Source organism: Campylobacter lari subsp. lari (genome assembly GCF_013372185.1).
In the GTDB taxonomy this organism is placed as follows: Bacteria; Campylobacterota; Campylobacteria; order Campylobacterales; family Campylobacteraceae; genus Campylobacter_D; species Campylobacter_D lari.
On sequence record NZ_CP053830.1, the window covers coordinates 554,744 to 570,151 of the forward strand.

General features: G+C 29.0%; 16 protein-coding genes and 1 tRNA gene. 10 read left to right on the plus strand and 7 right to left on the minus strand.

Annotated features, from left to right (window positions below):
- Positions 1-2: 2 nt before the first annotated feature.
- The 6 genes from CLLT_RS02910 to CLLT_RS02935 are packed head-to-tail and all read right to left on the minus strand — an operon-like array spanning position 3 to position 5,554.
- Positions 3-2,012: a flagellar hook-length control protein FliK gene (locus CLLT_RS02910; RefSeq protein WP_074692760.1), complete on the minus strand. Its 2,010-nt coding sequence runs from the start codon at positions 2,010-2,012 to the stop codon at positions 3-5.
- A complete protein-coding gene (locus CLLT_RS02915) occupies positions 2,002-3,198 on the minus strand; it encodes an MFS transporter (RefSeq protein ID WP_074692761.1) in 1,197 nt (398 codons plus the stop codon). Before CLLT_RS02915 ends, CLLT_RS02910 begins: the two co-directional genes overlap by 11 nt.
- Complete coding sequence (locus CLLT_RS02920) at positions 3,192-3,677, minus strand: hypothetical protein (RefSeq protein WP_074692763.1); 486 nt, start codon at positions 3,675-3,677, stop codon at positions 3,192-3,194. Before CLLT_RS02920 ends, CLLT_RS02915 begins: the two co-directional genes overlap by 7 nt.
- Positions 3,661-3,939, minus strand: coding sequence for an AtpZ/AtpI family protein (locus CLLT_RS02925; protein ID WP_074692764.1), 279 nt, complete (start codon positions 3,937-3,939; stop codon positions 3,661-3,663). The genes CLLT_RS02920 and CLLT_RS02925 overlap by 17 nt, the downstream gene beginning before the upstream one ends.
- Positions 3,936-5,213: a glutamate-1-semialdehyde 2,1-aminomutase gene (gene hemL / locus CLLT_RS02930; protein WP_074692766.1), complete on the minus strand. Its 1,278-nt coding sequence runs from the start codon at positions 5,211-5,213 to the stop codon at positions 3,936-3,938. The genes CLLT_RS02925 and hemL overlap by 4 nt, the downstream gene beginning before the upstream one ends.
- Entirely contained in the window at positions 5,210-5,554 is a 345-nt protein-coding gene (locus tag CLLT_RS02935) for a c-type cytochrome (RefSeq protein WP_012661297.1), read from the minus strand. The genes hemL and CLLT_RS02935 overlap by 4 nt, the downstream gene beginning before the upstream one ends.
- Positions 5,555-5,634: 80 nt before the next feature.
- Between CLLT_RS02935 and folD the strand changes: the two genes are divergently transcribed.
- The 5 genes from folD to CLLT_RS02960 all read left to right on the plus strand — a co-directional run bounded on the left by folD (position 5,635) and on the right by CLLT_RS02960 (position 10,622).
- Positions 5,635-6,483 (plus strand): bifunctional methylenetetrahydrofolate dehydrogenase/methenyltetrahydrofolate cyclohydrolase FolD, encoded by an 849-nt coding sequence (gene folD, locus CLLT_RS02940; protein WP_074692767.1) that lies wholly within the window; start codon positions 5,635-5,637, stop codon positions 6,481-6,483.
- Positions 6,480-7,328 carry a signal peptidase I gene (gene lepB, locus CLLT_RS02945; protein ID WP_074692769.1) on the plus strand — a complete coding sequence of 283 codons (849 nt, stop codon included), beginning with the start codon at positions 6,480-6,482 and terminating at the stop codon, positions 7,326-7,328. Before folD ends, lepB begins: the two co-directional genes overlap by 4 nt.
- A 164-nt stretch (positions 7,329-7,492) precedes the next feature.
- On the plus strand, positions 7,493-8,659 hold the full coding sequence (locus CLLT_RS02950) for a pyridoxal phosphate-dependent aminotransferase (RefSeq protein WP_074692770.1): 1,167 nt from the start codon (positions 7,493-7,495) through the stop codon (positions 8,657-8,659).
- Between the two features lie 89 nt (positions 8,660-8,748).
- On the plus strand, positions 8,749-9,870 hold the full coding sequence (gene tgt, locus CLLT_RS02955; protein ID WP_074692772.1) for a tRNA guanosine(34) transglycosylase Tgt: 1,122 nt from the start codon (positions 8,749-8,751) through the stop codon (positions 9,868-9,870).
- On the plus strand, positions 9,864-10,622 hold the full coding sequence (locus CLLT_RS02960) for a CorA family divalent cation transporter (protein ID WP_012661302.1): 759 nt from the start codon (positions 9,864-9,866) through the stop codon (positions 10,620-10,622). The genes tgt and CLLT_RS02960 overlap by 7 nt, the downstream gene beginning before the upstream one ends.
- Position 10,623: 1 nt before the next feature.
- Here the strand turns inward: CLLT_RS02960 and CLLT_RS02965 are convergent.
- Positions 10,624-10,700 (minus strand) — tRNA-Arg (locus CLLT_RS02965).
- A 120-nt stretch (positions 10,701-10,820) separates the two neighbouring features.
- Between CLLT_RS02965 and CLLT_RS02970 the strand changes: the two genes are divergently transcribed.
- From CLLT_RS02970 to ftsW, 5 genes are all read left to right on the plus strand, one after another.
- The gene (locus CLLT_RS02970; protein WP_012661303.1) at positions 10,821-12,263 is read left to right on the plus strand and encodes an acetyl-CoA carboxylase subunit A; all 1,443 of its coding nucleotides are present in this window, start codon (positions 10,821-10,823) and stop codon (positions 12,261-12,263) included.
- Complete coding sequence (locus tag CLLT_RS02975; RefSeq protein WP_012661304.1) at positions 12,260-12,520, plus strand: hypothetical protein; 261 nt, start codon at positions 12,260-12,262, stop codon at positions 12,518-12,520. The genes CLLT_RS02970 and CLLT_RS02975 overlap by 4 nt, the downstream gene beginning before the upstream one ends.
- Positions 12,520-13,239, plus strand: coding sequence for an arginyltransferase (locus CLLT_RS02980; RefSeq protein ID WP_012661305.1), 720 nt, complete (start codon positions 12,520-12,522; stop codon positions 13,237-13,239). The genes CLLT_RS02975 and CLLT_RS02980 overlap by 1 nt, the downstream gene beginning before the upstream one ends.
- A gap of 18 nt (positions 13,240-13,257) precedes the next feature.
- A complete protein-coding gene (locus CLLT_RS02985; protein WP_012661306.1) occupies positions 13,258-14,064 on the plus strand; it encodes an adenylosuccinate lyase in 807 nt (268 codons plus the stop codon).
- A 70-nt stretch (positions 14,065-14,134) separates the two neighbouring features.
- Positions 14,135-15,298, plus strand: coding sequence for a putative lipid II flippase FtsW (gene ftsW, locus CLLT_RS02990; RefSeq protein WP_070255061.1), 1,164 nt, complete (start codon positions 14,135-14,137; stop codon positions 15,296-15,298).
- Positions 15,299-15,408: the final 110 nt, after the last annotated feature.

The following is a 15,408-nucleotide window of genomic DNA, read 5'->3' on the forward strand; positions in this document are numbered from 1 at the left end:
TTTTAGGCCCTTGTATCAAAACCCATATTAAAATCATTATATTCTTCTTGATTGTGAAATTTGCTTTTAACTATATCACTGATGAAAAAATTAGAGCTTAGAAGTCCTACTTTAACTAAGGCTTTTTTTAGCTCATGTGCTCTTTCGTAAAGTTTTTTTCTAAAATTAGCATTTTCTATCATCATATTTATATCGATATATTTATCATTGCTTAGTGATAAAAATACATTGATTTTTCCTAATTTTTCAAATTCAAGATTAATTTGTGCATAAAATTTATCTTTTTTACCGCGTTTAAAAACTACATTAGATTTTTCTAAATCATCCCAAAAGAAAGGTAAAAAAGTATGAATGCTATTATTAGCCAAAGATAAAAGTTGGTTAAACTCAAGTTGGGCTATAAGACGATTTGCTTGATTTAGTATGCTTTCATTGTCTAAATTTTTAGCCAGATTAGAAACTTGCAAAAGAGTGGATTTAATGTCTTTTTGCAATTCTGAAGAAATTTCTGCGGTATCTTTTGGAGTAATTTTTCCAAGATCTTTTATAGAAAGTTCTAATTTTTTTTCTATATTTTTTATATCATCTAAAGAATTTTTTGCTTCATAATTTTTAGGATCTAAAGCTTTTAAAACCTCATTGAGTTTTCTTCCTATTAGGCCTAGTTCTTTGTTTAGATTATTTAAAAGCTCTTCTTGTAAATTTTGACTAAAATTAAGATTTTTGCTTACATTTTGTTTGAAAATATCTTCTAGTAAAATTTTACCTGAAGTGCTTTTGAATATATCTTCTAATTTAGTGTTATTTGTTTGTAAATTTTGACTTTTACTATCATTTTTGTTTAAATCTTCAGTATTTTTTTGTGGTGTTTTAGGCTCTTCTTTAGGATTTTCTTTGATATCTTTATTTTGTGGTATTTTTTCTTCTTTTGTGTTTTGAATTTCTTTATCTTTTACTATGCTTTCTTGTTTTTGTTGAGTTTCTTTTTTATCTTCTGTGTTTTTTTGCGGAGTTTTTATTTGCTCTTTTAACTCTTCTTTGATGTCTTCAGTATGCGGAGTTTTATTTAAATTTTCTTGTGTTGTTTCAGTTTTGTTTTTGTGGTTTTTGATATCTTTTAAAAGCGTTATAAGATCTTTAATGTTTTGACTAAGTTCTTTTAGTATATGCGTATTTTGAATTTTTATATTTTCAGGTTTAGCTAGTTCTTTGTTGATAAGTGCTAAATTTTTATTAAGATTTTTAATGAAATTATTAGCAATATTTTGTAGCTTTTCTTGACTAATGGAGTTTGGATTTTTATTGATATAGTTTTTAAAATTTTCTATTTTATCAAATAGCTTAAAAAGTGTCTTGTAGTTTGTATTTTCTAAAGAAATTTTATTATCTTTTTTGTGATTTTGCAAGATGTGAATTAGTTCTTTTAGTGTATTTGTGGTGTCAAGATTTTTAAGATCTAAATTGCTTATATCGCGTTTTAGATTTTCGCTAGTAGCCCCTTTTATGGTATTTAAAAGACTAAAAAAGCTTTGTGGTAAATTTTGCTCTTTTAAAGAATGATTAAGTTTTGCTTCTAAAAATACACCTGAATTTTTTACCAAGGATGAAAGATTTTTATTGTTGATATCTTTAGCAGGTTTAACTAGATCTTCTAAAACTTTAAGTAGTTTTTCAAATTCAGGATTTTTAGAAAGCTCTGCTTGAAGTTTTTTAACTTCATTGGCAAAATTAGGTGCAAAATTTAAATCTTTGTGATTTTTTAAAATGGCTAAATCAGGATCTTTGTTGGTTTTGATTTGATCTAGTAATTTGTTTAAAAGTTCTTGTAATTTTTGATCAACTTTGTTTACATAGTCTTTTGGAAGCTTTACTTCATCTTTAGAAAAAAAAGGATTTTTTAAAGCTTCACTAAGAGAGGTTTTTTTGTCTAATTTTTCTTTGATATTATCTTTGCTATCTTTTGTGGTTTCATTTTTGGCAAATTGGTTTTGGTTTGAAATATTAGTTATCATCTAGCATTACCATATTACCTGGTTTTCTTTTAAATTTGCTTAGATTTTTAAATTTTGGTTTATCTATAGCAAAGGCAATTAAAGTAGCTAGTAAAACAATATAAAAATACATAAAACCATTGCTTTCAAAATAATACATCAAAGTTCCAAGCACAGCAGGAGCAAACAAAGCACCAAAAGAATAAGTAAAAAGAACCGCTCTGCCAAGCTCAACTCTTTTACTAGAATCTTCAAGCATGTCATTTGCTCTAGCTAAAGAAAGAGCGTACAAACAACACATTCCCATACCTAGTAAAAAGCCAAAAAAGTATTTTAAATAAATATTATAGCTTAATAATAAAATACAAAGCATAGCACTTAAAGCGGTAAAAGCGCATAAAATAATAGCAAATTTACGACTAATTTTATCAGAAAGAGTTCCGATGAAAAGTTGAGATATAAACCCTCCTAACATGGTACAAAATATAAAAATCGAAGCTTCTTTTGCGCCAAATCCTTGTATGAGTATAAATAAAGAAGCCATGGAAAAAAATCCATTTAAAAGCATACCCGCTATAAAGCTTGTCACTAAAGCTAAAGGCACTATATCAAAAACTTTAGGAATGGAAATTTTGGTTTTTTGTGGTAAAACCGGCTCTTTAATACGAATTAAAAATAAAGGAATAGAAGCAAACATAATAAAACTAGCGCTTAAAATAAATACTGTATTACTTGGGAAATCAAATGACATAAGTAAAATTCCAAAGCCTGATGATGAGTAAAATACTACTTCATAAAAGGCTATTACTCTTGAGCGAATAGCATTTTTTGCTTTTTCATTAAGCCATGATTCTATGACCATTAAAAGTGCATAATAGCAAAAGCCAAGCAAAAATCTCAAAACCATCCAAAAATATAGATTAGAGTTTAAACTATGAAGCATAGTAGCTATACCAAAAATGATGGCAAAAATTCCAAATGATCTTATATGTCCTACTTTAGAGACTATCCTATGAGCACTAATTGTACTTACCATAGCACCAAGAAAATAACAACTTCCTATTATTCCTATATAAAAATTACTAATATCGTTATGTTTTAGAATAATTGCTATAGAATTTACTGTTAAAGCACTTCCTATAAAAACAAAAATCATACCAAAAAACAATGCAGTTAATGATCTAATCGTTCTTTTTGAGCTTAGCATTTTCTTATTAAAAAATTATATATTAATACCGCTATGGGTGTGACAAACATCGCACAAAACAAGGCAAAAATACTCATTAAGCCTTGAAACTCTAAAAATAAAAATCCTGCTATTAAAAACACATAAGCAAAAATTTTAAACAAAGAAAAAAAAGCTAATGCGTTTTTAAAAATACTTTTAAATTTTGGTTTTAAATCGTCATCTATATGGATAAATTTTATAATTTTTGGCAAAGAATATTGTTTTTTAGCAAAAATTTGCAAAGGCCTTTGTGTAAAATCATAATTTTTAGCTGCTTTAAAAATAAAATTTTTATAATTTAAAAAAGAGATTAGAATGATTAAATTTTGAGCTAAAAAGCCAAATTCAAAGCTTATAAAGGTATTAAAGCTTAATTCTTTATAGAAAAAAACTCCTGCTAAGAAAAGTAAATTTAATCCTAGCAAGAGTTTTAGTAAAATTTTAGGCTTTAGGATCATTTTTTAAATCTTTATAGCGATTTTCTTCTTTAAATTCTTCATAGCTTTTTACTTGTGCTTTGTAAGCTTTATAAACATTTAAAATCGCCGCAGCTACTCCTATAAACACTCCTATCCAAAAAAGCCAAGCTATACCGGTTAAATTTTTTAAAAAATAGCCTATGCCAACACCGATTAAAACAGCTACAACCATGGATATGCCAAGGCTTAATCCATCTGCAGCTTCTATACCTTTGCGAATGATTTTTTGTCTTTTATTCATAGGGCTTTAAAACTTTCTTGTGCTGCTTGTATGGTTTTATCAATGATTTTTTTATCCATACATTCACATATAAAACCTGTTTCAAATTGAGATGGTGCTAAATATATGCCTTTGCTAAGCATTTGAGCGTGAAATTTAGCAAATAATTTAGTATCTGATTTTAAGGCATCTTGATAATTATTTACAGGATTTTCACAAAAGAAAAATCCAAACATAGAGCCAACGCAATTAACTTGCAAAGGAATTTTGCAATCATTTGCAGCTTCTTTAAAGCCTTGAGTAAGTCTTTTGCCTAGTTTTTCTAATTTTTCATATAAACCTTCATAATTTCTTGCTTTTTTTAAACTAGCATAGCCTGCAGCCATAGCAAGAGGATTACCACTTAGTGTTCCTGCTTGATATACCCCGCCTAAAGGACTTAGCAAGTCCATGATCTCAGCTCTTGCAGCAAAAGCAGCCGCAGGCATACCTCCGCCTATAACCTTACCAAAAGTTACTATATCAGCTTTTATATTATTAATCCCAAAAGAGCCTAAATACGAAGCCCTAAAGCCGCTCATAACTTCATCAAAAATTAAAAGAATTTGATGTTCATCGCATAGTTTTCTTAGCTCTTGTAAAAATTCTATTTTAGCAGGTACTAGGCCCATATTCCCTGCAATTGGCTCTATAATGATACAAGCAATGTCTGAGTGTTTTTCTACTAAATTTTTCACACTATCAATGTCATTATAAATAGCAACAAGGGTGTTTTTGGCTACATCTTCTAAAACACCAAGTGAGCTTGGGGTATTAAAAGTAGCAGCTCCGCTTCCAGCACTTACTAATAATGAATCAGAATGCCCATGATAGCACCCTTCAAATTTAATGATTTTATCTTTTTTGCTAAAGCCTCTTGCAAGACGAATAACGCTCATAGTAGCTTCAGTGCCACTGCTTACAAAGCGAATTTTATCTAGATGTGGCCAATCTTGCAAAATAAATTTAGCTAATTTAGTTTCAGCTAGGGTTGGTGCGCCAAAGCTCGAGCCATGCTCTAATGCTTTTTTACAAGCTTTTTCAACATCTTCATCACAATGTCCAAAAAGTAAAGGTCCCCAACTTTGTACATAATCAATATAAGTATTATCTTCTATATCTACAATATAAGCACCTTTGCCTTTTTTTATAAATAAAGGATTGCTTCCTACGCTAGCAAATGCACGCACAGGAGAATCTACTCCACCTGCTATATATTCGCAAGCTTCTTCAAAGGCTTTTTTATTATTTTTCATTTTTTACTCCTTTTATTGTTAGTAATATAATCATAAAGCGATTTCATCTCATCTTCTGTTAATGAGTAAGTTGGCATAATGCTTTTTGCCTCTTGAGGTTGGCTTAGAATTTCTCTAAAACGTGTATAAGGAGTGTTTTTAATACTTGGCACTATAAAAGGTGTTTTTTCTCCATTTTTAGTATAATATCCTAGTATTTGTTGTCCTCCATCACCATGACATTTAGCACAACTTATACCTCTTGGATTTTTGTAAAGGGATTCTTGGTATTCTTTAGGTGAGATAAAATCTTCAGCCCAAACACCATAAACTATAAAAAACAAAAATAAAATAATTTTCATTTATCACCTTTAACAAAAAAAGAAGTTTTATTATGATACAATTTTTTAAGTTAAAGAAAGCTATAAATTTAAGGAAAGAAATGACACTTTTAGATGGTAAAAAGCTAAGTGATGAGATAAAAAATAATCTAAAACAAGAAGTATTAGAACTTAAAACCCAAAGTATAGAGCCTTGTTTGGCCGTGATTTTAGTAGGTGAAGATCCTGCTAGTGCTACTTATGTGGGTTCTAAAGCAAAGGCTTGTGAGCAATGTGGGATCAAGTCTTTGGTTTATAGACTTGATGTAAACACAACTCAAAATGAACTTTTGGCTTTGATTAATACCTTAAATCATGATGATAGTGTTGATGGAATTTTAGTTCAACTTCCATTGCCAGCACATATTAATAAAGATATTATTTTAGAAAGTATAAATTTTAATAAAGACGTAGATGGTTTTCATCCTTTTAATGTTGGGAATTTAAACTTAAATTTAAAAGGTGGCTTTTTACCTTGTACGCCTTTGGGAGTGATGAAAATTTTAGAGCATTATGGTATTAAATTACAAGGTGCTGATGTAGTTGTGATAGGAGCTTCTAATATAGTAGGTCGTCCTATGGCTACGCTTTTGCTTAATGCTAATGCTAGTGTGAGTATTTGCCATATTTATACAAAAGATTTAAAAACTTATACCAAAAATGCTGATATTATCATTGTAGCGGCAGGTTGCCCAAAGCTTTTAAAAGAAGATATGGTTAAAGATGGTGTTGTGGTAATTGATGTAGGGATTAATAGAGTTGATGGAAAAATAGTAGGTGATGTTGATTTTGAAAATGTAAGCAAAAAAGCTAGTTATATTACTCCTGTGCCAGGCGGAGTAGGGCCTATGACTATAGCAATGCTTTTAGAAAATACTATAAAATCAGCTAAGAATAGGATTAAAAAATGAATTTTTTAAAAAAATTATACAAATTCACACAATCTTGGACAGGAACTTTAATAGTTGTTTTATTGATTATATTTTTCTTTATTCAAGCTTTTACCATACCAAGTGGTTCTATGAAAAATACTTTATTAGTAGGGGATTTTTTATTTGTAAAAAAATTCTCTTATGGTATTCCAACTCCGCATATTCCTTGGATAGAAGTGCCTGTTTTACCTGATTTTAATAAAAATGGACATTTAGTAAGCGCTGAAGGTCCTAAAAGAGGAGATATTGTAGTATTTAGATATCCACACGAACCAAAAATTCACTATGTAAAAAGATGTGTGGCTAAGGGTGGAGATGAGATAATTTTTGCAAATAAAACCTTATATGTACGTATGGTTGAGGGTGATGAATATATGAGGGATTATTATCCTAATAAAACAAAAATCATAGGTGGAAAACTTTTTGTAAAAGAACCTTTTGTAGAAAAAGGAATACATTATGATTCTAGAGTGGATATTGAAAGTGTGTTTTTTCGTTATTTAAATTTAAATCAATTTGCTATGAAGCCCGCTTCTTTTGATGAATTAGGTGCTAATAATATTTATGGTTTTAATGCTTATTATTATAAAGTGCCTGAAAATGAGTATTTTATGATGGGTGATAACCGTGATCACTCTAGTGATAGTAGGTTTTGGGGAAGTGTAGCTTATAAATATATAGTTGGTCAACCTTGGTTTATTTATTTTTCATGGGATGAAAATAAAAAAGTTAGATGGGAAAGAGTGGGGCGTTTAGTTGAAACTATAGAAAAAGATGAGCGTTTTATCCATCATAATGAAAGCGATATAGAAGCTTTAGAATAATTACTCAAAGAAACAATGTAAAATTTTTGTGTGTAGAAAATGTATAGTTTCTACACAAATTTATAAAAATATACACTCTTAATTTTATTCGTAGATTTTTTTAAGCTCCAAGTTGTAACAATTAACACAAATAAAAATCAAAGCAAAAAAATAAAGGATAAAAAATGCTAAGTCAAAGATCTCAAAATTTAGGAGAATCCTTAACTTTAGTAATGACTGATATAGCCAAAACTTTAAAAGCAAATGGTGAAAAAGTTATTAGTTTTTCAGCAGGTGAGCCTGATTTTGATACTCCAGAAATCATTAAAAAGGCAGCAATTGAAGCTATTGAAAAAGGTTGTGGGGCTTATACACCTGTTGTTGGTATAAAAGAAGTTATAGAAGCTATACAATATAAATTTAAAAATGATAATAATTTAGAATATAAAGCAAGCGAAATCATTACCAATGTTGGTGCTAAGCATTCTTTGTTTATGGCGATTGAGTGTTTGGTTGAAGAGGGTGATGAGGTTATTATACCAAGTCCATATTGGGTAAGTTACCCTGAAATGGTTAAATTTGCAGGCGGCACTCCTGTGTTTATAGAAGGGGATGCTAAAAATGGTTTTAAAATTACCCCAGAGCAATTAAAACAAGCCATTACTCCAAAAACTAAAGTTTTAATGTTTAATTCCCCATCAAATCCTACAGGAGCAATATATTCAAAAGATGAAATTATCGCTTTAGCTAAGGTTTTAGAAGGAAGTAAAATTGTAGTTTTAAGTGATGAAATTTATGAAAAATTAGTTTATGATGGAGAATTTTTTGCATTTGCTCAAGCAAGTGAAGATGCTTTAAATAGAACTGTAACTATAAACGGGCTTAGTAAGTGCGGAGCTATGCCAGGATGGCGTTTTGGTTATATGGCTAGTAAAATGAGTGGGTTTAACAAAGCTATAAAAAAATTACAAGGCCAAAGTACTTCAAATATTTGCTCTATAGTTCAACACGCTGCTTTACCAGCTTTACTTGGAAAAGCAAATGATGATATTGAAATGATGAGACAAGCTTTTTTAAAACGTAGAAATTTAGCTTGTGAAATTTTAAGCAAATGTGAGAAAATAAAATTAGAGCAAATTCCACAAGGTGCGTTTTATTTGTTTATTTCTTGTAAAGAGCTTGATAATGATTCTATGAGATTTTGCAAAAGATTATTAGAAGAGCAAAAAGTTGCTTTAGTGCCAGGTGTAGGTTTTGGCATGGAAGGGTATTTTAGGCTCTCTTATGCAACTAGTGAAAATGATATAAAAGAAGGTTGTGAAAAAATTATCAATTTTGTAAAAAACTACTAATTCCTTAAGCCTGCTTGAAAACAGGCTTTCTTTCAAAAAACTTATAAGCAAGACTTTGGTATGATTATGCAAAAAATATAGGAAAATCAATGGAATTTAAAGTTGAGTATAAAAGCGCAAACGCTAGAGCTTGTCGCATTAAAACTACTCATAGTGAAATTTTAACTCCTGCTTTTATGCCAGTTGGAACTTTAGCTGCAATTAAAAGTTTAGATGCTATTGATATGAGTGAAATTTTAGATGCAAAAATAATTTTAGCAAATACTTATCATTTGTATTTAAGGCCTAGTTCAAAAGTTATAAAACAAATGGGTGGCTTACATGGATTTAGTAAATTTAATAGATCTTTTTTAACAGATAGTGGAGGTTTTCAAGCTTTTTCTTTAAATAAAATTTCAAAGCCAGATGAAGAGGGGATTAAATTTAAAAGCCATATTGATGGGAGTTTGCATTATTTTACCCCAAAAAGTGTTTTAGATGCACAATATGATTTTAATTCAGATATTATGATGATTTTAGATGATTTAGTTGCCCTGCCAGCTTCTAAAGAGCGCATAGAACTTTCTTTAAAACGCACTATAAAATGGGCAAAAGAGGCTATTGATTATCATAAACTAAAGCAAAGTCAAGGTGTTGGAATAGGACAAAATATTTTTGGTATTATCCAAGGTGGGACTGATTTTGAAGCTAGAAGAATTTGTTCTCAAGCACTTTGTGAGATGGATTTTGATGGTTTGGCTATAGGTGGATTGAGCGTAGGGGAAGAAAATGAAGTTATGTATGATACGGTTGAAGCTATGATGCCTTATGTTGATAATAATCGCCCTAGATATTTAATGGGGGTTGGTACGCCTGAGGATTTAGTGGAAAATGTTGCAAGGGGTGTTGATATGTTTGATTGTGTTATGCCAACTCGAAATGCAAGAAATGGAACTTTATTTACTAGTTTTGGTAAATTTAATATTAAAAAAGCAGAATTTATAACAGATCATAGTCCTATTGATTCAAAATGTTCTTGCTATACTTGTAAAAATTTTTCAAGAGCCTATTTAAATCATTTATTTAAAGCCAAAGAACTAACTTTTTTTAGACTTGCAAGTTTGCATAATTTACATTATTATTTAAATTTAGCAAAACAAATGCGTGAAGCCATTATCAAAAATGAGTTTGAAAATTTTAAAAAAGAATTTTATAGACAAAGAACATGCTAAGTCAAACATTAAAACAATTTATCGATAGTATAAGCATTTCTAATGCTTATTATGAATTTGAAGAAAGTGATATTTTTATATTAGATAATGATGATATAAGGCAAATTTTTATTTTTCAAAATGAAAAAATTTTTATTTATGAGAATAATAATTTGAGTGAATTTTCTAAGGATAAATTTTTACTTGTATTAAAAAATATTTTACAAAATGAAAAAATAAAAATTCAAGCGATAAATTCATCTATAGAAAAACGCGAAAATTTAATTTTAGAAAACCAAAATGTAAAAAATTTCTTAACTAAGTATTTTACCTTAAAGGTAAGATTGAGCAAAAGTTATAAATTAATTTCATCTATATTAGAAGCTTGTAAAATGTGTCATAGCAAGCAGCATTTTATGAAAAAAAGCTTAAAAACTATTCTGATAAATTTAGGAAATTTAGAAAGAAGCATTAAAGAAAATATTACAAGATTAGAAAGTATTTATACTTATATAAACACAGTAAGAAATGAAAAAATAAATAAAAATATATATTTTTTAAGCATTATGTCAGCGATATTTTTACCTTTGAATTTAATAGTTGGATTTTTTGGTATGAATACTAAAAATTTATTTTTATCTGAAAATGACTATGGAACTTATTATATTTTAGCTGTGATTTTAAGTATATTTTTTATTCTATTTTTATGGTATCAATTTAAAGATAAAAAGGAATTAGACTTAGATGAATTTTCATCAAAAATAAAAAAGTAAGTGGTACGCCCAAGAGGATTCGAACCTCTGACCTTTTGAACCGCAATCAAATGCTCTATCCAGCTGAGCTATGGGCGCAAAATAAAAGATTAATTTTATCAAAAAATTCTTAAACTTAGCAAAAATAAGTAATTTTATAGAATTTTTATATTTTTATGCTAATCTTCTTTAAATAATATTTTAGCTTAAGGCAAAGTAATGATACATAAGATTTTAATAGCTAATAGAGGCGAGATTGCAGTAAGGGTAATCCGTGCTTGTAGGGATTTGCATATAAAAAGTGTTGCTGTTTATACTGAGCCTGATTATGAGTGTTTGCATGTAAAAGTTGCTGATGAAGCATATAGAATAGGAACTGATGCCATAAGAGGATATTTAGATGGTAAAAGGATAGTTGAAATTGCTAAAGCTTGCGGCGCTGATGCTATACATCCTGGATATGGCTTTTTAAGTGAAAATTATGAATTTGCAAAAGAATGCGAAGAAGCAGGGATTATTTTTATAGGGCCAAAATCAGATGTTATCCGTAAAATGGGAAATAAAAATATAGCAAGATATTTAATGAAAAAAAATGGAATCCCTGTAGTTCCAGGTACTGAAAAATTAAATCATTGTACATTAGAAGAAATCAAACTTCAAGCTTTAAAAATTGGCTATCCAGTGATTTTAAAAGCAAGCGGTGGTGGAGGCGGTAGAGGTATACGCGTAGTACATAAAGAAGAGGATTTAGAAAAATCTTTTGAGGCTTGTAAAAGAGAAGCGCTTAGCTTTTTTAAAAACGATGAGGTTTTTATGGAAAAATATGTCATTAATCCAAGACATATTGAGTTTCAAATTCTAGCAGATAATTATGGCAATATCATTCATCTTTGCGAAAGAGATTGCTCTATTCAAAGAAGGCATCAAAAAATCATTGAAATAGCCCCATGCCCTAGTATCTCAGAAAAATTAAGAAAAACCATAGGAGTTACTGCAGTAGCTGCTGCAAAAGCTGTTGGATATACTAATGTTGGGACGGTTGAGTTTTTACTTGATGATTATAATAGATTTTATTTCATGGAGATGAATACAAGAATTCAAGTAGAACATCCAATAACAGAAGAAATTACAGGGATTGATCTTATTACAAGACAAATTCGTATAGCAAATGGAGAAATTTTAGATCTTGAACAAAGTGATATTAAGCCAAGAGGTTTTGCTATAGAAGCTAGAATTACAGCTGAGAATGTGTGGAAAAATTTCATTCCAAGTCCGGGTAAAATCACAGAATATTTTCCAGCATTAGGGCCTTCTGTGAGAGTGGATAGTCATTTATATAAAGATTATACTGTTCCGCCATATTATGATTCTTTACTTGCAAAATTAATCGTTAAAGGTTCAAGTTATGACAGTGCGGTTAATAGGCTTGAGAGGGCTTTGAAAGAATTTGTGATTGATGATATTAGAACAACTGTGCCGTTTTTGATTGCAATTACTAAAATAAGAGAATTTAGAAGAGGGTATTTTGATACTTCTTTTATAGAAACACATATGGAAGAGCTTTTAGAAAAAACAGAGGATAGACACCAAGAAAACAAAGAAGAAGTAATTGCTGCTATAGCTGCGACTTTACAAAAGATAAAAGAAAGTAGACAATCATGAGTTTTTTAGATGAATTAAAAGATATAAAAAAAGCACTCCAAAAAGAACAAGGTCAAACAAAAAAAGAAAAGGTTAAAGCGAGTAAAAGTGGAGTTAGTATGAAAAATACCGACTTAGATGCTATACAAAAAGATTTAGCTAAGCAAAATGAAGATAAAAAACAAGAGCAAGAATTTGAAGATATGTTTTTAAAAGAAGAGCGTTTGGCTAATGAATTTATGGAATTTGTAAAAAATAGTGATATTAAAAAGATCTAATGAATAATATTATTGGTTTTTGTACTTTAGAAGAAGAATGTCCTTATCTTGAAAATAGGTATTGTAGAAATGAGTATAATTATATATCTTTTATCACAAAAACACAAAATCAAGAACTAGTTTCAAGAGGCTGGCGTCGCTTTGGTTCGTATTTTTCAAGACCAATATGTAATGATTGCAACGAATGTCAAAATTTGCGTATTTTAGTGGAGAATTTTCATTTTAGTAAAAGTTATCGCAGGGTTTTAAAAAAAAATACAGCCACTAAAATAATCTTACAAAAACCTTCTTTAAGTGATGAGCATTTATTGCTTTATGAAAAATACCACCGCTACCAAAAAGATAAAAGAAATTGGAAAATTTATGATTTAAATTTTAGGAAATATTATAATCTTTATGTAGATAATGCTGGTACTTTTGGATATGAGCTTGATTTTTATATAGACAATAAGTTAGTTTGTGTTGACTTGATTGATATTTTAGAAGATGGAATTTCTAGTATATATTGTTTTTATGATCCTGATTTTTCTCATTTAAGTCTTGGTAAATACTCGCTTTTAACAGAAATTAAACTTGCACAATTAAAAAAATTAAAATATATTTATTTGGGATATTTTGTAAAAGGGTGTCAATCTTTAGCATATAAAGCCGATTATAGTCCAAATGAAATTTTAAAACACACTAGTGCTTTAAATGAACAAGCATTTTTGTGGAGTTAGGTTTATAGAGAGGATTTTATGCAAGTAGTGCAAACTTTAGAATCAGTTAGTGTTAATACTGATGATTTTTTAATGTTTAAATATTTTCAAGATCTTATCCGTAAAAATTTTTCCAAAGTTATAGGTAATAAAAATAAAACCTTGTCTTTTTTTGTAGAAAATGAAATTCCTCAAAGAAGATATTTTTTAAAACTTGTTAATCACAAATATAAAAAAAATACTGGAAATGATATAGATAATCTTGCTTTTGCTCACTATAAAACTTTTAAATTAAATTTAGCTCAAGCAAATACTTTAAAACCTGTTATTTTTGCAAAGATTGGTTTTTCGCAAAAAAATATTTTAATCACACTAAGTTCGAATGAAAAATTATTTGCTGTGTATTTAGAGCAGTATTTTAAAGATCACAAAAGCGTGTATGATGAAAAAAATTGTATTTTTTCAGTAGAATACAAAGATGATAACACTTTAAATCTTTTAGAAATTTTAGCTAGCGTAAATGAGCATTTAAAATATTGTGTTGATTTTACGATCAATGAAACCCAACTTTTAGAATTTAGAAATAAAATGAAGAATAAAGCTAGTACTAATTGGAAATTTAATGCCCTAGCAAAGCTTTTTGAAAATTATTTTCAAACACTAGGATGCAATTCTAGCGATGACTTTGCCACTATTAGACAAAATTATCTTAATTTGGTTAAAATATATCACCCTGATCGTCATCAAGGTAAAAGCAAGATAGAACAAGCTTATTGTAGGGAAGAATTTGAGAAAATTCAGCTTGCTTATGAGAGTTTAAAATCTTTATATAAAAATAATACTTGATGCTAAAATAACATCATTTTAAGTTGCAATTTATTAAAATTAACTTTTTATAAAAATTTAGGGAATAATATTGGTTGCTGATAGAAAGTTATTTTTTTTAAGTTGCATTCTTATAACTATAGGAATACTTTTTTCATATTCTTTAAGTGCTTTTACTGTTCTTTATTTAGAATATAATGAATTTCACTTTTTTATCAGACAGCTTTTTTTCGGGCTTAGTGGTATAGCTATTATTTATTTTGTTTCAAGATTAAATCCTGATAGTAAAATGGCGCACTATTTGATGATAAGCGTTTTGCTCATCTCTTTTTTATTTATACTTATTTTACCTTTTTTACCCACCTTTCTTGCTACTGCAGCAGGTGGTGCTAAAAGGTGGATTAGGCTTGGTCCTTTATCTATCTCTCCAGTTGAATTTTTTAAAATAGGTTTGATTTATTTCCTTGCTTGGTCTTATACAAGAAGGATTGATGATAGTAAAAAAGCAATCAAGCATGAAGTTTTAATTTTAATTCCTTATTTTATTTTAGCTGCTTTTGTTATTGGTTATATTTATATGACACAAAATGATTTAGGGCAAAGCGTTATTTCTTTTTTCTTGGTTTTCGCTCTAGCTTTTTTTGCAGGAGCTAGTAAAAGACTTTTTGCTTTTGGTGTGGTTATTGTTGGAATGATTGGGGTTTTGGTAATCTTAAGCAATCAAAGAAGAATACAGCGTATTTCGGCTTGGTGGGGAAATATCCAAGATGCGTTTTTACCTTTCTTTCCTGATTGGCTAGCAAGTGTTTTAAGAGTAAGTCACAACTCAGAGCCTTATCAAATTTCACATAGTTTAAATGCTATAGCTCATGGTGGATTTTTTGGAGAGGGTTTAGGGCTTGGAACTTTTAAACTAGGATTTTTAAGTGAGGTTCATACAGACTTTGTCTTATCGGGGATTACTGAAGAGATAGGACTATTAGGATTAAGTATTATTTGTTTTATATATTTGATGGTAATACTGCGAATTTTTAGAATAGCAGGGCGTTGTGAAAATAAAGTTCATTTTTTATTTTGTTCAGGTGTGGCTTTACTTTTATTGTTTTCATTTTTTATGAATGCTTTTGGAATTATTTCCTTGACTCCATTAAAAGGCGTAGCTGTACCGCTTTTAAGCTATGGAGGTAGTTCTATGTGGTCAATTTGTTTTGGAATAGGTTATGTTTTAATGATTAGTAAAAAGGTAAAAATATAAATTTGTTAATTAAAATATATAAAAAATAACTTAAATAAAAAATATTTGCTATCAAGTCTTTACAAAAAACTTTTTTCTGCTATAATTATGCTATATTTATTATACAAGGA